Below are 24,633 nucleotides of genomic sequence, written 5' to 3'. Positions count from 1 at the left end.
CCTGATTCTTCTCGATGTAAAATTTCAATATTTTGAACTGCCGGGGTACGGGGTTTTTCCCGTTTTTGTTCTTTAAAATAAAAAAGCCCGCAATTATTGCTAATTGCGGGCTGTTATTCCAATTCGGTTTTTATAAAAACTTTCCTGTGTAACTCTCTTTCACTTTCTTCAATCCTTCCGGCACACCTGCATATAACAAACTGCCTCCTCCTTCACCACCTTCCGGTCCAAGATCTATGGCCCAATCCGCAGAGCGGATCACATCCAGGTTGTGTTCTATCACTAACACAGAGTGCCCCTGTTCAATCAATGCATTGAATGAGTTCAGCAACTTTTTGATATCATGAAAATGCAAACCAGTAGTGGGTTCATCGAAGATGAATAAGATGTGTCCCTGTGCTTTTCCTTTACCCAGGAAAGAAGCCAGTTTTACACGTTGTGCTTCCCCACCGCTCAATGTGTCTGATGATTGGCCCAGCTTCACATAACCAAGCCCCACATCACTTAACGGACGGATCCTGGTCACTACATCTTTTTCTTCTTTGAAGAATTCAATGGCTTCGTCTACACCCAATTCTAAAATATCATAAATGCTTTTCCCTTTGTAATGTACTTCCAGCACTTCATCTTTAAACCGTTTGCCACCGCAGGTTTCGCAGGTAAGGTGAACGTCTGCCAGGAACTGCATTTCTACGATCACTTCTCCTTCTCCTTTGCAGGTATCACATCTTCCGCCATCTACGTTGAAAGAAAAATGTTTAGGCTGGAAGCCGCGCATCTTACTCAGCGGTTGTTTGGAGAAGAGATCACGGATCTCGTCGTATGCTTTGATGTAAGTAACAGGATTGGAACGGGATGATTTTCCGATAGGATTTTGATCTATCATTTCTATCTGGGTCACGGCCTCCAGGTCTCCTTTCATGATGCGGTGATTTCCCACGCGATCGGTGAACTCTCCTTTAAGCTTCATGAGCGCAGGGTAGAGGATCTGTTTTACCAATGTGGTTTTGCCGGAACCGGACACACCACTGATCACACAAAGCACACCCAGCGGGAATTGCACATCAATGTTCTTCAGGTTGTGCTGACGGCATCCTTCCAGCGTAATGGAACGTTTCCATTTACGGATGTGTGCCGGCGGTTCAATCCTGTAGTGACCGCTGAGGTATTTGCCGGTGAGGCTTTTCCCGTCTTTTAAGATCTCAGGATAAGTACCTTCGAAAATTACTTCGCCACCAAGATGACTGGCCAGCGGACCCATGTCTATAATATAATCTGCCTGTTCCATCAGTTGCTCATCATGTTCTACTACCACCACGGTGTTACCGAGATCGCGCAGTTCGTGGAGCACTTTAATGAGGCGGTGTGTATCTCTTGCATGTAAGCCAATACTCGGCTCATCCAGGATGTATAATGAGTTGGTGAGGTTACTGCCTAAAGTACGGGTCAATTGAATACGCTGGCTTTCTCCACCACTCAGTGTATTCGCTACACGGTTTAGTGTGAGGTAGCCAAGACCAACGTCCAGCAAGGTTTTTATGCGGTGATTTACTTCTATCAGGATCCGTTTGGATACCTGTGTCTGGTATTCATTCAGTTCCAGTTTATCGAACCAGATCTTTAATTTTTCTACGGGTAAGTCTACCAGGTCTGCAATGCTGGCATCTCCTACTTTTACATAGAGCGCTTCTTTGCGTAAGCGGGCACCTTTGCAGGTAGGGCAAACTGTGCGGCCACGATAGCGGGCCTGCATTACACGGTATTGTACTTTGTAGAGGTTTTGCTCTACCATTTTAAAGAACTCATGCAGACCGGAGAAATGTTCGTTACCATCCCACAGTAATTGCACCTGTTCATCCGTGAGGTCTGAAATGGGTTTGTGTACCGGGAAGTTGAACTTGCGGGCTACTTTCACCAGGGCTTCTTTGTATTCGCCCATTTTTTCTCCCCGCCATGGGGCGATGGCACCTTCAAAAACGCTAAGGCGTTTATCGGGCATTACTAGATCTGCGTCTATTCCTAATACTTGTCCGAAGCCTTCACAGCTTGGGCATGCACCAAATGGATTGTTGAAAGAGAATAAGTTAGGAACGGGCTCTTCAAACTTCAGGCCATCCAGTTCAAAACGGTTGGAGAAATGTTGTTTCATTTTTCCGTCCACTTCCAGGTGGCAATCTCCTTCGCCTTCATAGAAAGCGGTTTGGATGGAATCCGCGATGCGGTGTTTATCGTCTTCCTCAAAATCCTTTACCACGATACGGTCTATCAACACATATGCGGTGGCGGGTATTTTAGGATTCTTCTGTTCCTGCAGTTCTTCAATCCTTACCAGCTCTCCCCCTACATACAAGCGGGAAAAACCTTTTTGCATGAGGATGTTCAGTTCTTCCAGCGGTTTGCGGTTGGCGTGCTGGCGGAAGGGGACGAGGATCTGTACTTTACTGCCTGTTTTGAGTTTGGAAATATAATCCACCACATCCTGCACCTCGTGTTTTTTCACCAGTTCCCCGGAAATGGGGGAATAGGTTTTGCCCGCGCGGGAAAACAGCAGCCGCAGATAATCATAGAGTTCCGTCATGGAACCTACGGTAGAGCGGGGGGTACGGGTAATTACCTTTTGTTCGATGGCGATGGCAGGGCAGATGCCTTTTATGTAATCTACATCCGGTTTGTTCATCCGCATGAGGAACTGGCGGGCGTAGGAACTGAGACTTTCTGCATACCGGCGCTGGCCTTCCGCATAAAGGGTGTCCATGGTGAGGCTGGATTTTCCGGAGCCGCTGACCCCGGTTACCACTACCAGTTTATTTCTGGGTATTGAAACGCTGACATTCTTAAGATTATGCACCCGGGCTCCTTTGATAAAGATACTGTCCGGAGCGCTAACTGGTTCACGTTCAATGGTTACTTCCTTCGTTTTAACTTTTGCGCACATAGAATTACAAATTTAAGGATTCGGGAGGTGAAACGGACACCCAAATCTATAAGCCCCCGCCCTACGTACATCTTTAATACCAATTTATTTGTGGCAGGTTGTTTTATTGAACTATTCCTTTATATTTGCAATAACCGGTATACTTATACCTAACAACCCGGCCACTCATTCATAACTAAAAACAGCACATTATAGCATAAACTCTACTCTATCAAACAACCTACTGGCTTAAAAGTCCGTATTATTTACTAACCGCTATTGGTAGATGTTTATGCAAGTAATGTACAAATTGAATGACGAACAACTGATCACACTGTTTAAGAAGGGGCATTCTACAGCCCTGGAAGAACTGGTATACCGTCATAAAGACAAACTTTACACCTCCATCGTATTGCTCGTTAAAGATGCTTTTTTAGCCGAGGATATCTTTCAGGATACCTTCATAAAGATCATCGATACTATTCGTGGCGATCGTTATACGGAGAAAGGTAAGTTCTTACCGTGGGCTATGCGCATTGCACATAACCTTTGTGTGGACCACTTCAGAAAAATCAAACGAACACCGCTGATAAAAACCAGTGACGACAAGGACATTTTTAATGTACTTGGATTTAGTGAGCCCAGTGCGGAAGAAGTGATGATGACCCGTCAAAGCCATGACAGCGTTAGGCGTATGCTTGACCTGTTACCGGAAGAACAACGGGAAGTGATCATCCTTCGCCACTATGCGGAACTGAGTTTTAAAGAGATTGCTGACCTCACGCAAGTGAGCATAAATACTGCATTGGGCCGTATGCGTTATGGCCTGATCAATCTCCGGAAGATGATGACGGAGAAGCAGATTTGTTTGTAACCTTTTTTTGCTTGCCATGAACGGGCGGTGGGATGTAATGTCTACCGCTCGTTTTTTTTGCTGATCATCAGGACTCCTGCCAACACTAATGCCGTACCGGCCAATTGCAGCCAGGTTACGGGTTCATCCAGAAAAATATACGCCTGTAAAATAGTAGACACCGGTCCGATACTGGTAATGATAGCTGTATTGCCGGAACCGATCCTGCGGATGCCTTCACTCATCATGAAGGTGGGTAATACGGTAGAAACGATGGCCATCTGGAAACAGAGCCAGTAAGTATGACCGGAAAAATGTCTTATTTCTGTACCATGTGTCACCAGATATTGGGTAAAAACCCCTACGGCAGCAAATATCAGGGCATATGCCGTGAACTTCATGGAGCCCACTTTTGGAATGATCTCTCCCCCGCCCACAATGTATAAAGCATAAGTAACTGCGCAACCCAATACCAGCAAGCTTCCCATCACAATACCACCACCCGTCTGATGTTGAATATCTCCGGCAAAAGCTACGACCATACCGATGTATGCCAAAACCAGGGCCAGCCATTGTTGTTTAGTGATCTTTTTCTTAAATGCAAAGACGCCAATGAGCAAAGCAAATGTTGGGTAGAGGAAAAGAATAAGCCGTTCGAGGCCGGCTGAAATGTAAGCCAGGCCCATGAAATCCAATAAACTGCTGAGATAATATCCCAGGAATCCCAACAGGGCTATAAAGCCCCACTGACGGAGGGTGAGTTTTACATTTCCTTCTCTTCTGGACAATACCCATGCGGTGATAATATAAAAAGGCAGGGCGAAGATCATCCTGAGCGCCAGCATGGAAATGGCGTCTATGGCTTCCGTACGGTAAACGAGCTTCACATAGATAGCCTTGGCCGAAAACAGGAAAGCTCCTATAATGGCCAGGGTGAACCCTATAACATAGTTGGACTTTTTCAATTTACATCTTTTCAAAAACGATCGCTGCGCCCTGACCTACTCCCACACACATGGTGGCCAGTCCGTATTTTGCACCGGCACGGCGTTTCATTTCATGCATGAGGGTTGTGGTGATGCGCGCGCCGCTGCAACCCAGCGGATGACCAATGGCAATAGATCCGCCATTGAAATTGATCTTTTGCGGATCCAGCCCCAGTTCCCGGATACAGGCTAATGACTGGGAAGCAAATGCTTCATTTAATTCGATGATATCCAGATCGCTGGCTTTTAACCCAGCACGGATCAATGCTTTATTGGAGGAAGGAACTGGTCCGATACCCATAATGGAAGGGTCTACACCAGCCACAGCCATGGATTTTATCATGGCGATGGGTTGCAGATTGAAACGTTTCAAGGCACTTTCTGAAACGATCATCACTGCAGAGGCGCCATCATTGATGCCGGCAGAGTTACCTGCTGTTACGGTTCCGTCTTTTTGGAATGCTGGTCTCAGCGCTGCCAGTTTTTCGAGGAATGTTTCACGTGGAGGCTCATCTTTCGAGAAGATCACTTTGTCTTCCTTGTTAGGGGTGATCTCTACGGGGATGATCTCATCGTTCCAACGGCCGGCCAGGTGAGCCTCTTTGTATTTCCGCTGACTTTCAAAGGCAAACATATCCTGATCTTCCCGGCTGATCTTCCATTCCCTGGCTACATTTTCCGCTGTTTCGCCCATGGAAAAGGGATAATAGAGATCTGCGAGTTTTTTATTGGTAAAGCGCCAGCCGATGGTGGAATCGTACATTTCCGTCTTGCGGCTGAAGGCAGCATCCGGTTTTGGCATCACCAAAGGTGCGCGGGTCATGCTTTCTACTCCTCCTGCCAGGTAAATGTCGCCCTCACCGCACATTATAGCGCGGGAAGCATCCATAATGGCCTGCAGTCCTGAGGCACAGAGGCGGTTTACGGTGTTTCCGGCCACAGATACGGGTAAGCCGGCCAATAATACAGCCATCCGGGCCACATCGCGATTATCTTCTCCGGCCTGGTTGGCGGCGCCGGCTATTACGTCTTCTATGGCGGAGGGGTCCACGGAGGGGTTCCTGGTCATGAGAGAACGGAGCATCAGGGCCAGCATATCGTCTGGGCGGATAGTGCTCAATGCGCCACCATAGCGGGCGATGGGAGTTCTTACGGCATCTACTATATAAGCTGCTTGCATGTAATGGTTAGTGTTAAAGTTGCGAATTTATCGCAACTAATCGGGATTACCTTCAACCCGCCAATCCCAAATCCGAAATATGGACGTACCTTTGCCCGATGATGAGGAAGCAGAACATTAGGCATTTGAGCCTGCCACAGATACAAGAGGTATTTGCGACCATGGGCGAAAAGCCCTTTCGGGCCAAACAAGTGTACGAATGGCTGTGGCTGAAACAGGCGCGGGACTTTGAATCTATGTCCAACCTGAGCAAGCCGCTGCGTGCTTCCCTGGAAGAAAACTTCACTTTCCCCGCTATTAAAGTAGACGCTACACAGCAAAGTGCAGATGGTACCATTAAAAGCAGGTTCAAACTGCATGATGGCCATTTCGTGGAAGGTGTGCTGATCCCCACCTCTACCCGCCAGACGGCCTGCGTATCTTCACAGGTAGGTTGCAGTTTAAGCTGCAAATTCTGTGCTACCGGGTTTATGGACCGTAAAAGGAACCTGGATTTTGATGAAATATTCGACCAGGTGGCCCTCATCAACAAACAAGCCATTGAATCTTCCGGTAAAAAGCTGAGCAATATCGTTTTCATGGGTATGGGCGAGCCTTTACTGAATTATAAGAACGTACTCCATTCCATTGAAAGGATCACTTCTCCTGATGGCCTGGCCATGAGCCCTAAGCGGATCACGGTTTCTACGGCAGGTGTGGCCAAAATGATCCACCAGCTGGGAGACGATCAGGTTCGTTTTAACCTGGCATTGTCCCTTCACGCAGCGAATGACAGGAAACGTACAGAGATCATGCCCATCAATGAAACCAATACCCTGAAGGTGTTGGTGGAAGAATTGAACTATTTCTATAAAGCTACCGGTAACGAGATCTCTTTTGAATATATCCTTTTCAAGGATTTCAATGACAGCGTGAAAGATGCGGAAGAGCTGATCAAAATTTACCGCCAGGTGCCGGTGGACCTGATCAACATCATCGAATACAACCAGGTGGATGGTGTAAAATTCCAGAAACCTACGGAGGAAGCGACGGAAGCATTTATGGAGTATCTCAGCAAACACAGGGTGAATGCGCGTTTGCGCAGAAGCCGCGGGAAAGATATTGACGCCGCATGCGGACAACTCGCTAACAAAGCATAGCAACATTTTACTGCAGGAATGCAGCAACTATAATTATACAGCATGAAAAAAAGCAGACCCGCCAAAAAAGGGTTCACACCTTTCAAAGAAAATTCACGCAGCAAACCTTCTTCTTCTTCTGATCGTGGAGGACGCGATGAAAAGGGTTCCTTTAAAAGTTTCCGGGAAAACGGGGCCAGAAAATCTGATGATGACAGACCGAAAAGGACTTTCAGCAAAGATGGTGATGCGCCTAAAAGAAGTTTTGGCGGCCCTGATAAAGGACGTTTCCGCAAAGACAGCAGCAGCAGTACTGATAGATTTGGGAACGATAAACCGAAAGGACGTTTCAGCAAAGATGATGATAAACCGAAGCGGAGTTTTGGTGACAAGCCGCGCTTTGGTGACGATAAACCGAAAAGAAGTTTTGGCGATAAACCACGTTTTGGGGCTGGCGATGACAGACCAAAAAGAAGTTTCAGCAAAGATGGTGAAGACCGTCCGAAGAGAAGCTTTGGTGATGATAAACCAAAAGGACGTTTTGGTGACAAGCCGCGCTTTGGCGCTGGTGATGACAAACCGAAGAGAAGCTTTGGTGACAAGCCAACCGGACGTTTCAGCAAAGACGACGACAGACCGAAAAGAAGTTTCAGCAAAGACGGTGAAGACCGTCCGAAAAGAAGCTTTGGTGACGATAAACCGAAAGGACGTTTTGGTGACAAGCCGCGCTTTGGCGCTGGCGATGACAAGCCGAAAAGAAGCTTCAGCAGAGATGGTGAAGATCGTCCGAAAAGAAGTTTTGGTGATGATAAGCCGAAAGGCCGATTCAGCAAAGACAGTGACGGTCCAAAAAAAAGTTTCAGCAGAGAAGAAGGGGCGGACCGGCCAAAAAGAAGTTTCGGTGATGGTGAAGGCAGTCCCAAAAGGGAAAGCCGCAAAGCCGCTCCCGAAATGGACGAAAAAGAAGCCAAAGCCAAAAGCACGCGGAAACGTGTAGCGATAGAGAGTAACGCAGAAGGAGAAGAAAGCAGCAATGAAATGCCGCTGAATAAATACATCTCCCACTGCGGTATCTGCAGCCGCCGTAAAGCAGTTGACTTCATCAAAGATGGTCACGTAACGGTGAATGGCGAAAAGATAGAAGAACCTGCATTCAAGGTAACGCCGAAGGATGTGGTAACGCTGAAGGACAAACGCATCTTCATACAAAAGAACCTCGTGTACGTGTTGCTGAACAAACCGAAAGGTTATATCACCACCACGGATGATCCGGAAGGACGCCAGACGGTTATGGAACTGGTAACAGAAGCTGCGGAAGAAAGACTGTTCCCTGTGGGCCGTCTTGACCGTAATACTTCTGGTTTGTTATTGCTGACAAATGATGGAGAGCTTGCGCAAAAGCTGGCACATCCTAAACACAATATCAAAAAGATCTATCACGTAGAACTGGATAAACCACTTACCAAAGCAGACTTTGATCAGATCATTGCAGGCGTTACGCTGGAAGATGGCCTGGCACTTGTAGATGCACTCGCCTTTGTGGATACGAAGGATAAGAAGCAGATCGGTATTGAGATCCACAGTGGTAAGAACCGTATTGTACGCCGCATCTTTGAACACCTGGGTTACCAGGTGGAGAAGCTGGACAGGGTGATGTATGCCGGTTTAACCAAGAAGAATGTGAACCGCGGCAAATGGCGTTTCCTTTCTGAAAAAGAAGTGATCTTACTCAAACACTTTAAATAAAACCATAGAACGGGGAACAGCAGTTCCCCGTTCATGATCTTTCCTCTCATGCGCATAGATTCCCTGGTTATATTCGAGAATGAAGATTTAGTAGCCATCAATAAACCCTCCGGCCTGTTAAGTATTCCGGACAGGCACGATAACGAACTGGAAGCTGTTTCTACCCTCCTTAAAAAACATTACGGTCAGATCTTTACGGTGCACCGGCTGGACAGAGATACCAGCGGGCTCATTGTTTTTGCCAAACATGAAGCGGCGCATAAGTATATGTCCCAGCTTTTTGAATCAAGGGATGTAGAGAAGTATTATCTCGGGCTGGTGAATGGAGAATTCGTGGAACCTAAGGGCAGTGTGAATGCGCCTATTATGGATCACCCGGTGCAAAAGGGCAAGATGGTGACCAATGCTAAAGGCCGGCCTTCCCTTACAGATTATGAAGTGCAGGAAGCTTTCGGGTTGTTTAGCCTGGTGAAGATGCGGATCCATACTGGCCGTACTCACCAGATCAGGGTACATATGAAACACCTGGGGCATCCTATTGTTGTTGATGAACTATATGGCAGTAAGAAACCTGTACTGCTGTCTGACATTAAAAAGAAGTTCAAACTGGGGAAACATACGGAGGAGGAAAGACCTTTGCTGAACCGGCTTGCATTGCATGCTTTTCAGCTGAAGTTCACGAATGAGAAGGGGGAGTTGGTGACCCTGGAGGCGCCGCTGCCAAAGGATATGCAGGCGGTTTTGCAACAGTTACGAAAACATAAGAAATGATATTTTAAGCGCTGTTCTGCAGCGCTTTTTTTATGCCTGATGGGCAGGGAGCATGCCGCGCAGCAGAGGGCGGTGTTTTTTTTCTTTGGGGTGTTATGGTTTTGCTGCAGGGGTGTTTTCTTGCTTAGTGGTGTTATGGTTTTCAGGGGAGAGCGTTAAGGTTTTCAGGAGAGCGTTATGCATTTCATGGGGAGGGTGTTAAAGCAACCGCCCTGCCTGATTTTACGTAAATATAACCGGTGTTAAACTATTGAAAACGAAGGCAGTCTAAACAATACTACGGTAGGTTCATCGTTTCTTTTAAGGCACTCATCTAGACTTCACGATAATTTTGGTTGAATTAACGTAACTTTTCAAAGTAAACCGTTTAAAATATATGAGAAAGCTCCGGATTGCCGCTCTCCTTGTGATTGTGGTGGCTGCTTCATCAGCCTGTAAAAAAGGTACAAAAGACGACACCCCAACGCCTCCTCCCGTTGCAACAGGTACACGCCTTCAATTGAGTCTTGATTCATTATATCTATACGCAAAGGAAACTTATCTCTGGTATGACGCCCTGCCGGATTATGCTACTTTCAATCCCCGTGGTTATGCCGGTTCGGATGATATGACCAGCCTTCAGAACGAGCTGTTCAAGATCTCCCAATATAAGATCAATCCTGCTACCACAAAGCCATACGAGTACAATACCTCAAGCCCCAGCCGTCCTAAATATTCTTTTGTTGAAACAGGCAATGCAGCACAGGGGATCAAAGGAACTGTTGATCTGGATGGTCAGGGAAATGACTTTGGTTTAGGGCTTGTTGTGGCCACCAGCGGTGTTAACAGATATGTATTTGTACGTTTTGTTGAAAAAGGTTCTTCTGCTGCAAACGCGGGCATCACAAGAGGATGCAGGATCGTGAACATGAACGGTTCCCCTGTAAGCACAGATGTTAATACCATCAATGGCATCCTGAATGCAGGTGGCAGCATGAGCCTTACCCTGCAAAAAGCAGCACCGGAAAGTGCTACCAGTTTCACGGCCAACCTTACCAGCGGCGCTTATACCAACGATCCTGTTATCTATAAAGTATTATCAGCCAGCGGCGCTAACGTAACAGGTTACCTGAACCTGGCACGCTTTTCCCAATTGGCGAATGTGCAACCTGGCCTGGATAAAGCATTCCAGGCATTTTCTGCTGCCGGCGTAAATAACCTGGTAGTAGATCTCCGCTATAATGGCGGCGGTTATGTAGCTACTTTTGAATACCTCGCTAACCTGATCGCCCCTGCCAGTCTTACCGGCCAGGTGATGTATAAAGAAACATTCAACACACTTCTGCAAACAGGCAAAGCCCCTATCCTGGCTGCTATTCCTTTGCTGGATGCCAGCGGGAAACAGAGAACGGGTAATGGTGGCAAACTGCTTACTTATGCTGACGTGGATTATTCCACTGCGGGTAATACTTATAAGTTCAGTAAGAAAGGTAACCTGGGAACGATTAAAAACGTGGTGTTCATTGTAAGCGGCAATACAGCTTCTGCCAGTGAATTAACGATCAACAGCCTCAGGGCATATCCGAATAATATGACGGTGAAGCTGGTGGGCTCTGCGAGTACTTACGGCAAGCCGGTTGGTTTCTTTGGTATTGGCATTGACAAATTCACGGTGTATATGAGCCAGTTCACCAGTGTAAATGCGAAAGACCAGGGAGAATACTATGCAGGCTTTACTGTAGATATTTCCTCAACAGATGATATTCAACGCGACTTTGGCGATCCGGTAGAAGATGGATTGTCTAAGGCCCTGGCATTTATCAATACAAGTGCTGGTGGCCGTACCAGTGAAGATAGACTGATGAGCATCAATGGCAGGGTAATGAATGCCAGTTCTGTTTCGCTGGAAAATGTGGGTGCTGAAGGTTTTAACGGGATGGTGGAAGAACGCATCAGGTTGAAATAAGATCACACATCTAACCTATATGCAATGCTGCAGACCTTATGGTTTGCGGCATTTTTTTATGCGCTGGGAGTTGGTATAAAAAATAAAAACGGGGAAAAATCCCCGTTTCGTAAAATCAAAAACCAACCATTAAAAAAAACGTTTTGGAATAATATCCCGGCAATCATTTGTGTTGCCGGTCTTTTTCTTCCTTTAATATTTTATAAACGACCGCGACCTTATTTGTTAGGCTGCGGTGTTGTTCTGAGATAAGGCTTGATGATCTTGTGGCCTTTCGGGAATTTAGCCGGAATATCTTCCGTTTTCACGGCGGGTATAACGATCACATCTTCTCCTTCTTTCCAGTCTGCCGGTGTGGCCACGCTATAGTTAGCGGTTAATTGCAGTGAATCGATCACCCGTAATACTTCCACGAAATTCCTTCCGGTAGAAGCAGGGTAAGTGATCATCAGTTTCACTTTCTTATCCGGGCCTATGATGAATAATGAACGCACGGTGAACGTTTCTGAGGCGTTCGGGTGGATCATATCATACAGGTTTGATACAGTCCTATCTTCATCTGCGATGATGGGGAAAGCCACTTCGCAACCTTGTGTTTCGTTGATATCGCTGATCCAGTTCTTGTGTTTATCCAAGGGATCCACGCTGAGGGCCAGCACTTTTACGTTACGTTTGGCAAATTCGCCATTCAATAAGGCAGTTTTACCGAGTTCTGTTGTACAAACAGGTGTAAAGTCCGCCGGATGTGAGAATAATACGCCCCAGCTATCGCCCAGGTATTCGTACAGATCTATCTCTCCTACTGTCGATTTCGCCTTAAAATTGGGAGCAATGTCCCCTAACCTTAAACTCATGATACACCTTTTAATAGATTCAAAAATACTAATTTCCTACAAATATTATAGACTTTAAGGATTTTTTTCTTAGAATCTTTGTGGTGTTGGGTTTTAAGGGTGGTTTTAAGGGAAAAGTTAACAATTGCATAATGGATGCGGCCGGTTTGGGGGCTAAAAAACCTTAATGGGCATTTCCACCCTGTTTCCAGGCGTAATAGGCCAGGCTATATTTCATATCGTCCTCAAGATCAGCCTGTTGGCGTGCTGCAGGCTCATCAAATTCCAGTTCCAGGTAGCCGAGATAGAGTTCATAGTTCTTTACGAGGGCGTCCATACATTTGTCCACACTCCGGTTATAGGCTTCGGCTTTGGAACAGGGTTCTGCTTTCCGGATAAAATAGCAGCTGTCATTGGCATATTCCATCCACTCTCCTTCCTGTGCAAACTCAGGGCGGGCCAGGTGAAAGAGCAGGTTATCGAACAACACGGGTTCTCCCAGTTGTGCCTCAAAATCAATGATCTCTGGTACCTGTTGCATGGTTTCCAGCTTTTGTACAATGGCCATCTGAACAGCTTCGCTTTTGTCCTCAATGGCCCTGATCATAGTATTCAGGACGTCGTAACTGGTCACAAAATCGCATTTGCGCCAGCCGGTTTCGGTTTCCAGGTAACCCCAGCAGGTGAGGTAATGGGAGTCGTCAAGGATGATCTGGCCCACTTTTATGGCGGTTGCTTCCTGGATCTGGGTAGTGTGTAAGGATACCTTTTTCATGAATGATCGTTTTTGACTGGTTTGATAACGATACAAAAATATTAGGGCCATACGCAAGGGATGTGCGTACTGAAATTGTTATACTTTTACCTCCGAAAAAACCCGTATGAATGCCTAAGAATAAAGATGCCCTTTCCCGATATCGTTGGATAGATGAACGTTTACGAAATAAACGGCTCCCCAAACCCACGCTGGATGACCTGGTTACTTTTGTGTCTGACAAAATGGATAACAGCATTGCTGTGCGTACCATCCAGAAGGATATTGAGGATATGCGCAACGATGCGGAACTTAATTATTTCGCGCCCATTGTATATAACCGCAGTTCCAAAGTGTATCAATATGAGGATGAAAATTTCTCTATCAGCAATAGCCCTATTGACGAAGCGGACCTCCAGGGGCTGGAAGTAGCCATCGGCATATTGGAGCAATTCCGCAGCCTGCCGGTGATCCAGCGTTTTGAAGATGCGATCCTGAAGATTGCAGCCAGCCTGAAAATGAACCGGAAACAACTGGAAAACAGGGGACTGATCAAATTTAGCCGTGGCAGCCAATACCAGGGAGCAGAGCATATCCCTGAAATTGTGGATGCCATCAAAAACCTGGAAGTGATCCGCATTGCTTATCAAAGCTTTGACCGTACGGAACCTAAAGAACATTGGGTAGAACCTTATCACTTAAGGGAATACAACCATCGCTTTTACCTGATCGGCAAAAGCCAGAAGGCCAAAGGCGGTACGGTGCTTACTTTTTCGCTGGACCGTATTGTGAAGTTCTGGCCTACGGATAAACATTTTGACGAGAAGAATTTTGACGATGCCAGTTACTTCCAGCATGCCATAGGCATTACCGTTACGGAAGGAGAACCGGAAGACATTGTATTATCCTACACGCCACACCAGGGTAAGTATGTGAAAACACAACCTATTCATCCTTCCCAGGTGATCCTCCAGGATGATGAGAAAGAATGCCGCGTAGGGTTAAAACTGGTGGTGAACCAGGAACTGATGATCCTGCTGCTGAGTAATGGGGCCAGGGTTAAAGTGCTGGAGCCGAAACATTTAGCGGATACTTTACAAGCGGAAGCAAAGAAAATGCTGGAACGATATCAATAAAAAAAGCCGCTTCTTACGAGGCGGCTTTTTCATTATCCTTACAACGGCTTATTGAGCAGTTGGTTTTTCGAATGTTTTTTCATCTATAGCAGGATTGGTTTCTACTTTAGTATAGCTGATCTTCATCCCCATTGGCAACTGTTCCGTCATAGCAGGATATACATATCCTCCTGCTGATTTCTTAAAGTCGGAGAAGTTTTCTACTATTTCAATCTCCTGCCCTTGTATGGATTTCATGCTGGTCCTTTTAGCAACATACCAGGTAGCGGGATCAACAAAATAATTGGAGATAGACGCATCTTTACGGGTCAGTTTGATCTTGTACAATTCCTTTCCTTCGATGGTTTCTTTACCGATCAGTTCTGCAGTGTGTCCTTTTGCTTTGTAATCTACCAGTTCACCGGTAAGGTCCAGATCACGTTGTGAATCTGCGAGGTCGGCCGGGTCTGAATCTACAGGAGCTGTCTGTTGCTGAACGGGAAGGAACATCCATCCGCCTTTTTCGGTGATCACCTGTACATTCTTAGTACCCATGGCTTCGAACTCTATGCGCATGGCTTTTTTATTCAGGTTGATCACTTTCAGGGGGAAATCCATTCCCTGGATAGACATGCTGCCTTCTGCGATCTGTGAATTGAGGGCTTTCAGTTTTGCTTCGCCGCCCATTGCGGTAATATATTTGCTCACGACTTCGTCTAATGTCTGTGCTTTTGTTGTGCCAACCGCAGCGCCTACCAGGAGCATAGACAGGGTTAACATCCGTAAATGTTTCATAATAGAGGATTTTAGATTTATAGCTTACAAATGTATCTTATTAATCAAAATAGCAAACTCTATTTAAGGATTATTTAACGGTTTTTGCCGAGTTTTACGCCCATGAAGCAAATGCAGGTAGCCGGCCATTTGGTGGATATTCCCGGCAGAAGAACATTTCCAGCGATCATTACTATTGAGGATGGTGTTATCAGGGACATTACTCCTGCCACCACAGCAGTTCCGGAGCAATATATATTACCCGGTTTTATTGATGCGCATGTACATGTGGAAAGTTCTATGCTTGTTCCTTCTGAATTTGCGCGGCTGGCGGTTCCGCATGGTACAGTAGCCACTATTTCAGACCCTCATGAAATTGCCAATGTGCTGGGTGTGAAAGGAGTGGAATACATGCTGGACAATGCAAAACTGGTGCCTTTCAAGTTTTGCTTCGGGGCGCCATCCTGTGTTCCGGCCACTATATTTGAAACAGCAGGGGCAGCAGTGAATGCGGAAGATGTAGACCAGCTGCTGCAACGCCCGGATATTTACTATCTCTCTGAAATGATGAATTACCCGGGTGTGCTGTATAAAGACCCTGAGGTAATGGCAAAAATAGCTGCTGCCAAAAAACATGGCAAACCTGTAGATGGCCATGCTCCGGGGCTTCGGGGAGAAGAAGCTGCACAATATATTGCGGCGGGTATCAGCACAGATCATGAGTGTTTTACTTTGGAAGAAGCGCTGGATAAACTGCAATACGGCATGCATATCCTCATCAGGGAAGGCAGCGCTGCCCGGAATTATGAAGCCCTTTCCTCTTTGATACAATCCCATCCGCAATCTGTGATGTTCTGCAGTGATGATAAACATCCGGACAATCTGGTGGACGGGCATATCAATGTACTGGTGAAACGTTCGCTGGCAAAGGGTTACGATCTGTTCAACATTCTCCAGGCAGCCTGTATCAATCCGGTGAAACATTATGCGATGCCTGTAGGGCTGCTACAGATCAATGATCCGGCGGATTTCATTATTGTTGACAACCTCGAGGCATTTAATATACTGGAAACATTTATTGACGGAGTGGCTGTAGCGAAAGGTGGCAAAACCCTGATCCCTGCAGTTCCTATCGCACGCGTAAATCAATTCAGTTGCTTACCTAAAACAGCTGCAGATTTTTGCGTTTTTTCTCAAAAAACCACTACAGTACAAGTGATTGAGGCACTGGAAGGACAGTTGATCACCAATTGCATCCATGCTGTGCTAACACCGCAAAACGGTGAACTGGTAAGCGATACAGCGCAGGACATTTTGAAAATAGCGGTGATCAATCGTTATTATGATGCGCCGGTTGCCACAGGTTTCATCAAAAACTTCGGATTGAAAAAAGGCGCCATCGCTTCTACTGTGGCGCATGACAGCCATAATATCATTGTAGTGGGAGTAGATGATAAAAGCATCGCAACAGCTGTAAATGAACTGATCCGTTGTGAAGGCGGGGTTTGTGTAACGGCTGATGAAACCACACAGGTATTGGCTTTGCCGGTAGCAGGATTGATGAGTGCAGAAGACGGATATATCACTGCCCAACGTTACAGTGAACTGGATGCTGCTGCCAAAGCGCTGGGCAGTACACTGGACGCACCTTTCATGACCTTATCTTTCATGGCCCTGCTGGTGATCCCACATTTGAAATTAAGTGATAAGGGATTATTTAACGGTGATACTTTTTCCTTCACGGAGGTGATGGCCTAACTTTCTCCTAACCATAAAGTACCATTCACGCTATCACGCGATGCACCGGTAACAGAGCTTAATACATTGGTTTTCTGTTGCCAGCGCAAAGCTCCGATCAGTGCCATGACCAGGGCTTCTTTAAATGCAGCAGTCTGCTCATCCGGTACGATCACGGAAACACCCAGTGGCGTTAATTCCTCCTGGATGCAACTGATCAGGAACTGGTTGAAAGCACCACCACCTGTTACCAGCAATTTCTTTTCATTCGTTCCATCTTTTGACACAGCCTCCAGTGATTGTTTTATCTGTGTGGCAATGTGTGCTACATAAGTACGGAGTTTGCCCTGAACGGATAAAGTATGTTTTGCGATCAAAGGCAGGAGTACGTCTGTGCCAAAATCATTGGCGAGGGATTTAGGGAAAGCCTGGCTATAATAAGGTTGGCTGTTCAGCGCATCCAATAAAGTTTTATCTATTACCCCTCCTGCTGCCAGTGTTCCATTCTCATCGTATGTTTTACCTAATGCTGCTGCCAGGGCATCCAATACCCGGTTGGCAGGACATACATCAAAGGCATGGAAGGTTTCCCCGTTCTTGGCGGAGAGGTTGGCAATGCCTCCCAGGTTAAGCCAGTAATCGTATCCTGGGAATAATAATTTTTCACCGATGGGAACAATTGGGGCGCCCTGACCTCCTAAAGCCACGTCCATGGCTCTGAGATCACTGATCACGGGTAATCCGGTTTCTGCTGCAATGGCGGCGCCATCTCCTAATTGGGCCGTCATGCGTAATTCCGGCATGTGGAAAGTGGTATGACCGTGAGAGGCTATGAAATGTACCCGGTGTTCCAGGCTGTTCCTTTGGATGAAATCATTGATCTGCTGACCTGTATAATGGCCATAGGCGCTGTGCAGCAGTTGATAATCCCTGGCATTTAGCGTTACGGCTCCTTTCAGATCAGCCACCCATTGGGGACTGTAAGCCAGGCATTCTGCCACATGGATGGTGTACGACCACTGGCCGCGAACCTCCGTCAGTTCCACAAATGCTATATCCAACCCGTCCAGCGAACTGCCTGACATTAACCCGATAACGTTGTAAACCATGCTCCAAATTTTTGCAAAGATAAAATTTATGGAATACCTACCCCCACTTGCATCATATATCCCGGAATCAAACCTCATTATTATGAAAAAGTATTGCTTTCTGATCCTCTGTGTTATCATTTCCGTTACTGCCATGGGGCAGCAATCCCATGGAATTGTAACAGATAAGGATAATAATGCACCGCTGGATGGTGTTATCATATCAATAAAAGGCCAACCCAAGATGGTGACTAAGGCCAATGGCCGCTTTACTTTTACCCGGCCTCCGGGGGCTTTTACCCTTATGGCGCAGTATATAGGATATGAAACACTGGAGAAAAAGTTCAATGCAAAGGATTCCGTGTATGTTATCAAGTTAAAAGCAAAGGTGCAGACGTTACAGGAAACGGTGGTGATGGGCTATGGCAAAATAAGTGATAAAAGTATCGCTGCCGCTGCACCGAGTGCGTATTATAACTATGCCCCCCGTTTTGAACAGGAGAATACCAATGAATTCAAAGGTATCCGGGAGAATGGGTTCCTCCGTACTTCCAAAAATCCGCTGAGCACGTTTTCTGCGGATGTAGACAGGGCCAGTTATTCGCTTGTAAGGACCAACCTCAACAGCGGACAGCTTCTTCAGCCCAATGCTGTGCGCATTGAAGAGATGATCAATTATTTCGATTATAGTTACCCTACACCTGTGAACAGTGATCCTGTGGCCATTTATGCGGACCTTGCTATTTGTCCCTGGAATAAGGAGCATCAGCTGGTGCGCATTGGCCTGCAGGGGAAGAAGATCCCTACTGATAAACTTCCTCCTTCCAATCTTGTTTTTCTGCTGGATGTTTCCGGTTCTATGTCTCCGGCCAACAGGCTGCCGTTGGTGAAACAGGCTTTTAAAGCACTGGTGCAGCAGTTAAGGGAAGAAGACCGGGTAGCCATTGTAGTATATGCTGGTGCGGCAGGTTTGGTGTTACCTTCTACTTCCGGGAAAGAGAAGAACAAGATCATCGATGCGCTGGAAAACCTTTCTGCGGGAGGATCTACAGCTGGTGGCGATGGAATTAAACTGGCGTATAAAACGGTGGCGGATAATTTTGTTAAAAAAGGCAACAATAGGGTGATACTGGCTACGGATGGAGACTTTAATGTGGGTATTTCCAGTGAAGACGATCTGCAAGATCTCATTGAACGGGAGCGTCAGAGAGGAATTTCGCTGTCTGTGCTGGGATTTGGGATGGGTAATTATAAAGACAATAAACTTGAAACCCTTGCGGATAAGGGAAACGGGAACTATGCTTATATAGACAACTTCGAAGAGGCCCGCCGGACATTTGTTACTGAGTTCGGCGGTACGCTCTTCACGATTGCGAAGGATGTGAAGTTGCAGGTGGAGTTTAATCCGAAGTTCGTGCAGTCGTATCGTTTAGTGGGGTATGAGAATCGTTTGCTGAATGATGAGGATTTTAATGATGATAAGAAAGATGCGGGGGATATGGGGTCAGGGCATACGGTGACGGCGTTGTATGAATTGGTGCCAGTGGGGGGCAGAGAGGGTTCTGTGGACCCTTTGAAATATCAGAATCCTAATCCGGTGGTGCATAATAATTCCAGTATTGAATTGCTGACGGTTAAAATGAGATATAAAGAACCGGATGGAGATAAGAGCAAATTGATGGAGAAAGTGTTGCGGATAGGGGCTAAAAGTATAGAGAATTGTCCGGAGGATTTCAGGCTGGCGGCTTCTGTGGCGCAGTTTGGGATGTTGTTGCGGAGTAGTCCTTATAAGGGAACGGCTTCTTATGAGTCTGCGTTGAAGTTGGCCAATGGGGCTAAGGGGGATGATCCTGAGGGGTATAGGGCGGAGTATATTCAGTTGTTGAAGAAGGCGCAGTTGTTGCAGGAAGCGGTGGCTGTTACGAAGTGAGCGTTTGCCGCGCAGCAAAGGGCGGATTTTTTCTTCTTTTTTAAAGAGGGTGTTTTTGGGGAGGAGTTTTTATTTGCAGCAAAGGGCGGATTTTTTCTTCTTTTTTAGCGGGGTGTTTTTTGGGAGGAAGAGTTTTTATTTGCAGCAAAGGGCGGATTTTATTTAAGCAAAAAAACATCTTTTTCTTTGGGGAAAGGTGCTTTTTGCTTTGAGGTGGGTATTGAGGCCCTTAAATCATCCATAGTAAAAGAAAAAGTGCTATTTTGGCCCGGTAAAAAAGGGCTGGATTATGATAATAAATCTGAGTGATACCAATTCGCTGGTAGGCGACTGGATGAGCGAGATCAGGGATGAAGTGGTGCAGGCAGACAGAATGCGCTTCAGGCGCAACCTGGAAAGGTTGGGTGAAGTGGCCGCCTACGAGATCAGCAAAACACTCATGTACACTGACAAGGAGGTGGAAACCCCGCTGGGTACCGCCAACTGTGGTGTTATCAAACACCAGCCTGTACTGGGTACCATCCTCCGTGCCGGATTAGCCATGCACCAGGGATTGGTGAATTACTTCGACAAAGCAGACCACGCTTATATTTCCGCCTACCGCAAACATAACCGGGACGGTTCCTTTGAGATCAGCCTGGAATACGTATCCTGCCCTCCCCTGGACGAAAAGGTACTGATCCTCTCAGATCCAATGCTGGCAACAGGGGCTTCCCTCGTAAAAACTATCGATCACCTGATGAGTTTCGGCAAACCCAGTCATATTCATATTGTTACGGCCATTGCCTGCACGATCGGCATAGAATACGTGCAACGCAATGCAGATGCGAATATCAGCATCTGGGCCGGGGACATTGACGATGAACTTACTGCTAAAGGATACATTGTTCCGGGACTGGGCGATGCGGGGGATCTTGCCTTCGGAACCAAGCTGCAACAGTAACAAATCAGATTATTTATTCGTTTTAATTAACGGCAGTGCCAATAATCTCCGGCAAGTGACGTTATATCATAATCGACCGAATCAGCGCAGCCCGGCATTTTTCCCTTAAGCACAGATTTTAAATTAGTTATAACGATGAATAAACGTTATATAGATTTAATTTGAAATATGAAATTTGTTCTTTACCTTCACATCGTATAGTGTCCCTATATATTTTAACCGTTGACGAAATGAAGAAATTTGTACTCCTATTAACCATAGCTTTTTATGCCGTTAGTTCTGCCAAAGCGCAGGACCCGCATTTCACGCAATTTTTCGCGTCTCCACTTACATTGAACCCAGCATTCACCGGTTATTTTTCAGGCGATCTCCGTCTCTCAGGCAATTACCGTTCTCAATGGCGCAGCATTGCGTCCCCTTACATTACAGGTACGCTTGCAGCGGATTTCGGCATTTTAAAAAATACTATTTCTTATACAGATACATGGGGTGTGGGTATCCTTGCACTTTATGATAAAACCGGCGCGGGTGCGTTGAATTCCAATTATGTAGCGGTGAGTACGGCCTATCATAAAGGTTTGGATGTGGAAGGGAATCACACACTGGGTATTGGTATTCAGGCTGCTTTCTCGCAGAAAAGAGTGGATCAGAGTAAATTAATTTTCGAACAACAGATCAACGATAATGGTTATGATCCTTCTTTGCCCAGCGGAGAAACCATCACCAATCCTTCTATCTCTTACATGGACTATAACGTAGGTTTGCTGTACAGTGGCCTTGTGGGAGAGTCCTCCAATATTTATTTCGGCGCATCTTATTACCATTTTACACAACCCACTGAAACATTCCTGGACCAGGATAATAACCGTCTTAGTTATCGTTATACGATCCATGGTGGTGGTTCTTTCCCTGTGAATGGTAGTAACCGCATCCACTTCAGCGCACATTACATGCGTCAGAACCAGGCGGTGGAAACTACTGCTGGTGCGGCTTATGGCTTTATGCTGAATGATATGGAAGATGCTCCTACCATTTTTTATTTAGGTGCATGGTTCCGGTTGAAAGATGCCATCAATCCTTACATCGGGTTGGAATTTAACAGCTTCAAAGTGGGGCTGAGCTATGACCTGAACGTTTCTACTTTGAAACCGGCTTCTAACTATCGCGGGGGTACGGAAATTTCCGTGATCTATGTGCGCACTAAAAATGACAACAAAAAGAACGGAACACTTTGTCCGAAGTTCTAATAAATTATACATCTCTTTTAAAGCTGGCGGCCGGATCTTTTCCGGCCGTTACTTTTTTAAGCCCTTGCCTTTGCTCACCCATTTATTTCCTTTAACAGAATAGCGATAAGGCAGATAGGCATCTTCCATGGCATAGGCCACTCCTACCCGCGTACCAATTTCAATAGCGGATTTCGGAAGATCGGGCGCGTCTTCGATCCATAATTTATTTCCCAATAAACTTTCTCCTGTGAGTGCGGTGGTGATACCTAATGCTTTGGACATACTTCCTGGCCCTCCGGTTAAGGTGGTATCCAGCTTTATCTTTCCGCATCGCGCCATCATGTGATCGATGCCTTCTACAGGTTCCAGCGCACGGACCAGGACCACATGCGGCACATCTTTCAGATTAGTGACCACATTGAACAGGTGATGGATCCCATAACATAAATAAACATATGCTACCCCGCCGGGTGCATATGCCACCTCCGTTCTGGCAGTTCGGCGGTTGTTAAAAGCATGGGAGGCTCTGTCTGTAGCCCCTTGATAGGCCTCGGTTTCAACGATCCTGCCGGAGGTGCGGACGCCATCAATATTTGTCACCAGCAACTTGCCAAGTAAACGTTTGGCTACTCTTAAAACGTTATTGTCTTCATAAAATGAAGCATTCAGTTTATCCATACTGCAAAATATTATTAATTTAGATGCGTTACATTCGTTGTTCCAAGTTTACTCCTGCGTACCTAATTTACTGTCATACTAAAAATAGGCCGTTGTTTTCATTAAGAGAAGTACTTGGCGCTGTGCAATCATACGGCAAGGCGCATCAGTTCATTACACAGCACCGCTTGTGGAAATGGATCATTATTCCCGGAATTATTTACTGCATCCTGTTTGTAACCGGGATCTATTTTGTGTGGGATTATTCCGGCGTGTTCATTGATTATGTATTGAACCTGCTGACACTTAAAACCTGGATCGAAGAATTGCAGAACGGATGGGTCAATTTCCTCTTCCTGCTGGTGGGATTTGCGGTGCGGATGGTTTTCCTGATCCTGTATTTTTCTTTCTTCAAATATCTTTTCCTGATCGTGGGGTCTCCCATTTTTGCGTACCTCTCGGAAAAAACGGAATCAATCATTCAGAAGAAAGATTTCCCTTTCAGCTTTCGGCAATTGCTGCAGGATGTAGTCCGTGGTGTCCGTTTATCTTTCCGGAACCTTTTATACCAGACGATCTTCATGCTGGTCATTGCTATACTGGCTTTCATTCCTATCCTGGGATGGCTGACACCATTGATAGCACTGATCGTGGAATGTTATTATTTCGGTTTCTCCATGATGGATTATAGCTTTGAGCGCCGCCAATGGACGATGGGGCAGAGTATCCGTTACATTGGCCAGCACAAAGGCATGGCCATCGGGAACGGACTGGTCTTTTACCTGATGATGTTCGTACCCATCCTTGGCTGGGTATTAGCTCCCTGTTATGCTGTGATTGCCGCTACTATTCATTTACAACAACAAAAACTACCAGATGCCCCAACCAGGTAAAGTATACCTCATTCCAACCGTACTCAGTGCAGATGCGTTGTTTACGTTACCAGCTTATATTACTACTACCATTCAGGAATTGAAGATCTTCTTTGTAGAGAATGAACGTACTGCCCGCCGCTTTATGAAAGCGCTGGACAGAACGATCGATATTGACTCTTTACAGCTGCACCTGATGAATGAAAACCAGGCACCTGATCTTTCCCTTGCCCGGAAACTCTTACAGGAAGGGCGTTCTATTGGGGTGATCAGTGAAGCGGGGTGTCCCGCTATTGCTGATCCTGGTCAGCTGATCGTGCAGGTGGCACATAGTGTAGGCGCTACAGTTATCCCACTGGTTGGGCCTAATTCTATGCTGCTGGCTTTGATGGCTTCTGGTATGAACGGGCAGAACTTCCGGTTCCTGGGGTATCTTCCTATAAAACCGATGGAGCGTGCTGCGGCTATTAAAGAACTGGAAAGTGTTTCTGCGCGGGAAAAACAGACACAGTTATTTATTGAAGCGCCTTACCGGAATAATCCTATTATCAGGGATGTATTAGCGAATTGTAAAGATGAAACGCTTTTCTGTGTGGCAGTGGACCTGACGGGGCCTACGGAACATATCCGTACGCAAACTGTGGGGCAGTGGAAGAAACAGGAAGGGGTTGATTTTCATAAACGGCCGGCGATATTTTTGCTGTATGCGCAGTAGGCTGCGAGTTGGTTTTTATTTTTAATTACTTAAATATAAGAAGGGGCCGTATCTGTTGATACGGCCCCTTTATTTTAGAATGGTACTTTCTTCATGGTGTTTGGATCTGTGACGGAGATCACACTATCAACAATAAACTCACTGTATCCTCTCCATGGCAGTGCTCCCAGGTATTCCTTATAATGTAGTTCGAGTAATTTACCACTTGCGCCCATGAGTTGCTGCGCTACTCTTTCACTCACTACAGAAAACTGGAATTCGTTGGACTGTACGCCACCCAGGCTCTGTGGTTTAAAGCCGGTCTGGATGAGTTTGCCTTCATAAGTTTTCCAGACGTATCCTTTCTGTACAAAGAAGTTCAGCTCTCCGGACTTGGTTCCACGGCCAAAAACAAAGTAATAGCGATAGAAGAAGATGGCGGCCAATACTACCAGGATGATCGTTACCGTGATGAATAGAAATTTTTTCATAAT

At 46.1% G+C, this 24,633-nt stretch carries 21 protein-coding genes; 12 read left to right on the top strand and 9 right to left on the bottom strand.

Annotation, left to right across the window (positions count from 1 at the left end; all coding sequences use genetic code 11):
- Positions 1 to 130: 130 nt before the first annotated feature.
- Positions 131 to 2,935: an excinuclease ABC subunit UvrA gene (gene uvrA, locus GFS24_RS26705; protein ID WP_153665147.1), complete on the bottom strand. Its 2,805-nt coding sequence runs from the start codon at positions 2,933 to 2,935 to the stop codon at positions 131 to 133.
- A 271-nt stretch (positions 2,936 to 3,206) separates the two neighbouring features.
- On the opposite strand from uvrA, the gene GFS24_RS26700 reads away from it, so the two are divergent.
- Positions 3,207 to 3,788, top strand: a complete 582-nt coding sequence (locus tag GFS24_RS26700; RefSeq protein ID WP_074243196.1) for an RNA polymerase sigma factor — start codon at positions 3,207 to 3,209, stop codon at positions 3,786 to 3,788.
- Positions 3,789 to 3,829: 41 nt separating this feature from the next.
- Here the strand turns inward: GFS24_RS26700 and GFS24_RS26695 are convergent, their stop codons facing one another.
- Together GFS24_RS26695 and GFS24_RS26690 are read right to left on the bottom strand one after the other, a co-directional pair.
- Entirely contained in the window at positions 3,830 to 4,732 is a 903-nt protein-coding gene (locus tag GFS24_RS26695) for a DMT family transporter (RefSeq protein ID WP_153665144.1), read from the bottom strand.
- Between the two features lies 1 nt (position 4,733).
- Complete coding sequence (locus GFS24_RS26690; RefSeq protein ID WP_153665142.1) at positions 4,734 to 5,933, bottom strand: acetyl-CoA C-acyltransferase; 1,200 nt, start codon at positions 5,931 to 5,933, stop codon at positions 4,734 to 4,736.
- Positions 5,934 to 6,031: 98 nt separating this feature from the next.
- Here GFS24_RS26690 and rlmN point away from each other — a divergent pair, with 98 nt between their 5' ends.
- The 4 genes from rlmN (at position 6,032) to GFS24_RS26670 (ending at position 11,513) form a co-directional block, all read left to right on the top strand.
- Positions 6,032 to 7,072 carry a 23S rRNA (adenine(2503)-C(2))-methyltransferase RlmN gene (rlmN, locus tag GFS24_RS26685; protein WP_153665140.1) on the top strand — a complete coding sequence of 347 codons (1,041 nt, stop codon included), beginning with the start codon at positions 6,032 to 6,034 and terminating at the stop codon, positions 7,070 to 7,072.
- A 42-nt stretch (positions 7,073 to 7,114) separates the two neighbouring features.
- On the top strand, positions 7,115 to 8,797 hold the full coding sequence (locus tag GFS24_RS29285; RefSeq protein ID WP_153665137.1) for a pseudouridine synthase: 1,683 nt from the start codon (positions 7,115 to 7,117) through the stop codon (positions 8,795 to 8,797).
- Positions 8,798 to 8,845: 48 nt separating this feature from the next.
- Positions 8,846 to 9,568: an RluA family pseudouridine synthase gene (locus GFS24_RS26675; protein WP_153665134.1), complete on the top strand. Its 723-nt coding sequence runs from the start codon at positions 8,846 to 8,848 to the stop codon at positions 9,566 to 9,568.
- Between the two features lie 376 nt (positions 9,569 to 9,944).
- Positions 9,945 to 11,513, top strand: a complete 1,569-nt coding sequence (locus tag GFS24_RS26670) for a S41 family peptidase (RefSeq protein WP_153665132.1) — start codon at positions 9,945 to 9,947, stop codon at positions 11,511 to 11,513.
- A 218-nt stretch (positions 11,514 to 11,731) separates the two neighbouring features.
- Here GFS24_RS26670 and GFS24_RS26665 read toward each other — a convergent pair whose 3' ends face one another.
- Both GFS24_RS26665 and GFS24_RS26660 read right to left on the bottom strand, forming a co-directional pair.
- Positions 11,732 to 12,367, bottom strand: a complete 636-nt coding sequence (locus tag GFS24_RS26665; protein WP_153665130.1) for a peroxiredoxin — start codon at positions 12,365 to 12,367, stop codon at positions 11,732 to 11,734.
- Between the two features lie 163 nt (positions 12,368 to 12,530).
- Positions 12,531 to 13,121: a hypothetical protein gene (locus GFS24_RS26660; RefSeq protein WP_153665127.1), complete on the bottom strand. Its 591-nt coding sequence runs from the start codon at positions 13,119 to 13,121 to the stop codon at positions 12,531 to 12,533.
- A gap of 110 nt (positions 13,122 to 13,231) precedes the next feature.
- Here GFS24_RS26660 and GFS24_RS26655 point away from each other — a divergent pair, with 110 nt between their 5' ends.
- Entirely contained in the window at positions 13,232 to 14,236 is a 1,005-nt protein-coding gene (locus GFS24_RS26655) for a YafY family protein (protein ID WP_153665125.1), read from the top strand.
- A 48-nt stretch (positions 14,237 to 14,284) separates the two neighbouring features.
- Here GFS24_RS26655 and GFS24_RS26650 read toward each other — a convergent pair whose 3' ends face one another.
- Entirely contained in the window at positions 14,285 to 15,010 is a 726-nt protein-coding gene (locus tag GFS24_RS26650; RefSeq protein ID WP_153665121.1) for a hypothetical protein, read from the bottom strand.
- Positions 15,011 to 15,112: 102 nt separating this feature from the next.
- Between GFS24_RS26650 and ade the strand changes: the two genes are divergently transcribed.
- Positions 15,113 to 16,747 carry an adenine deaminase gene (ade, locus tag GFS24_RS26645; RefSeq protein WP_216647561.1) on the top strand — a complete coding sequence of 545 codons (1,635 nt, stop codon included), beginning with the start codon at positions 15,113 to 15,115 and terminating at the stop codon, positions 16,745 to 16,747.
- Here the strand turns inward: ade and GFS24_RS26640 are convergent.
- On the bottom strand, positions 16,744 to 17,835 hold the full coding sequence (locus GFS24_RS26640) for an anhydro-N-acetylmuramic acid kinase (protein WP_153665120.1): 1,092 nt from the start codon (positions 17,833 to 17,835) through the stop codon (positions 16,744 to 16,746). The two genes, ade and GFS24_RS26640, sit on opposite strands and share 4 nt — an antisense overlap.
- Positions 17,836 to 17,917: 82 nt before the next feature.
- Here GFS24_RS26640 and GFS24_RS26635 point away from each other — a divergent pair, with 82 nt between their 5' ends.
- From GFS24_RS26635 to GFS24_RS26625, 3 genes are all read left to right on the top strand, one after another.
- Positions 17,918 to 19,744 (top strand): von Willebrand factor type A domain-containing protein, encoded by a 1,827-nt coding sequence (locus GFS24_RS26635; protein ID WP_153665117.1) that lies wholly within the window; start codon positions 17,918 to 17,920, stop codon positions 19,742 to 19,744.
- A gap of 289 nt (positions 19,745 to 20,033) precedes the next feature.
- Positions 20,034 to 20,687, top strand: coding sequence for a uracil phosphoribosyltransferase (gene upp / locus GFS24_RS26630; protein WP_153665115.1), 654 nt, complete (start codon positions 20,034 to 20,036; stop codon positions 20,685 to 20,687).
- Positions 20,688 to 20,917: 230 nt separating this feature from the next.
- Positions 20,918 to 21,934 (top strand): PorP/SprF family type IX secretion system membrane protein, encoded by a 1,017-nt coding sequence (locus GFS24_RS26625; RefSeq protein WP_153665113.1) that lies wholly within the window; start codon positions 20,918 to 20,920, stop codon positions 21,932 to 21,934.
- Between the two features lie 48 nt (positions 21,935 to 21,982).
- Here GFS24_RS26625 and GFS24_RS26620 read toward each other — a convergent pair whose 3' ends face one another.
- Positions 21,983 to 22,594, bottom strand: coding sequence for a DNA-3-methyladenine glycosylase (locus tag GFS24_RS26620; RefSeq protein ID WP_153665111.1), 612 nt, complete (start codon positions 22,592 to 22,594; stop codon positions 21,983 to 21,985).
- Positions 22,595 to 22,686: 92 nt separating this feature from the next.
- Between GFS24_RS26620 and GFS24_RS26615 the strand changes: the two genes are divergently transcribed.
- Positions 22,687 to 23,466 (top strand): EI24 domain-containing protein, encoded by a 780-nt coding sequence (locus tag GFS24_RS26615; protein WP_153665109.1) that lies wholly within the window; start codon positions 22,687 to 22,689, stop codon positions 23,464 to 23,466.
- Complete coding sequence (locus GFS24_RS26610) at positions 23,450 to 24,160, top strand: SAM-dependent methyltransferase (protein WP_153665107.1); 711 nt, start codon at positions 23,450 to 23,452, stop codon at positions 24,158 to 24,160. Before GFS24_RS26615 ends, GFS24_RS26610 begins: the two co-directional genes overlap by 17 nt.
- A 74-nt stretch (positions 24,161 to 24,234) precedes the next feature.
- On the opposite strand, the gene GFS24_RS26605 is transcribed toward GFS24_RS26610, so the two are convergent.
- Positions 24,235 to 24,630, bottom strand: coding sequence for a hypothetical protein (locus tag GFS24_RS26605; protein WP_153665105.1), 396 nt, complete (start codon positions 24,628 to 24,630; stop codon positions 24,235 to 24,237).
- Positions 24,631 to 24,633: the final 3 nt, after the last annotated feature.

This window comes from Chitinophaga sp. SYP-B3965 (genome assembly GCF_009647655.1).
Taxonomy (GTDB): domain Bacteria; phylum Bacteroidota; class Bacteroidia; order Chitinophagales; family Chitinophagaceae; genus Chitinophaga.
The sequence above is the reverse complement of the archived record's forward strand: the minus strand, read 5'-3'. Positions and strand labels throughout refer to the sequence as shown.

Excerpts from the sequence above, each read along its gene's own strand:
- uvrA (WP_153665147.1), bottom strand. The coding sequence starts at position 2,935 with ATGTGCGCAAAAGTTAAAACGAAGGAAGTAACCATTGAACGTGAACCA.
- GFS24_RS26700 (WP_074243196.1), top strand. The coding sequence starts at position 3,207 with ATGCAAGTAATGTACAAATTGAATGACGAACAACTGATCACACTGTTT.
- GFS24_RS26690 (WP_153665142.1), bottom strand. The coding sequence starts at position 5,933 with ATGCAAGCAGCTTATATAGTAGATGCCGTAAGAACTCCCATCGCCCGC.
- rlmN (WP_153665140.1), top strand. The coding sequence starts at position 6,032 with ATGATGAGGAAGCAGAACATTAGGCATTTGAGCCTGCCACAGATACAA.
- GFS24_RS29285 (WP_153665137.1), top strand. The coding sequence starts at position 7,115 with ATGAAAAAAAGCAGACCCGCCAAAAAAGGGTTCACACCTTTCAAAGAA.
- GFS24_RS26675 (WP_153665134.1), top strand. The coding sequence starts at position 8,846 with ATGCGCATAGATTCCCTGGTTATATTCGAGAATGAAGATTTAGTAGCC.
- GFS24_RS26670 (WP_153665132.1), top strand. The coding sequence starts at position 9,945 with ATGAGAAAGCTCCGGATTGCCGCTCTCCTTGTGATTGTGGTGGCTGCT.
- GFS24_RS26665 (WP_153665130.1), bottom strand. The coding sequence starts at position 12,367 with ATGAGTTTAAGGTTAGGGGACATTGCTCCCAATTTTAAGGCGAAATCG.
- GFS24_RS26660 (WP_153665127.1), bottom strand. The coding sequence starts at position 13,121 with ATGAAAAAGGTATCCTTACACACTACCCAGATCCAGGAAGCAACCGCC.
- GFS24_RS26655 (WP_153665125.1), top strand. The coding sequence starts at position 13,232 with ATGCCTAAGAATAAAGATGCCCTTTCCCGATATCGTTGGATAGATGAA.
- GFS24_RS26650 (WP_153665121.1), bottom strand. The coding sequence starts at position 15,010 with ATGAAACATTTACGGATGTTAACCCTGTCTATGCTCCTGGTAGGCGCT.
- ade (WP_216647561.1), top strand. The coding sequence starts at position 15,113 with ATGAAGCAAATGCAGGTAGCCGGCCATTTGGTGGATATTCCCGGCAGA.
- GFS24_RS26640 (WP_153665120.1), bottom strand. The coding sequence starts at position 17,835 with ATGGTTTACAACGTTATCGGGTTAATGTCAGGCAGTTCGCTGGACGGG.
- GFS24_RS26635 (WP_153665117.1), top strand. The coding sequence starts at position 17,918 with ATGAAAAAGTATTGCTTTCTGATCCTCTGTGTTATCATTTCCGTTACT.
- upp (WP_153665115.1), top strand. The coding sequence starts at position 20,034 with ATGATAATAAATCTGAGTGATACCAATTCGCTGGTAGGCGACTGGATG.
- GFS24_RS26625 (WP_153665113.1), top strand. The coding sequence starts at position 20,918 with ATGAAGAAATTTGTACTCCTATTAACCATAGCTTTTTATGCCGTTAGT.
- GFS24_RS26620 (WP_153665111.1), bottom strand. The coding sequence starts at position 22,594 with ATGGATAAACTGAATGCTTCATTTTATGAAGACAATAACGTTTTAAGA.
- GFS24_RS26610 (WP_153665107.1), top strand. The coding sequence starts at position 23,450 with ATGCCCCAACCAGGTAAAGTATACCTCATTCCAACCGTACTCAGTGCA.
- GFS24_RS26605 (WP_153665105.1), bottom strand. The coding sequence starts at position 24,630 with ATGAAAAAATTTCTATTCATCACGGTAACGATCATCCTGGTAGTATTG.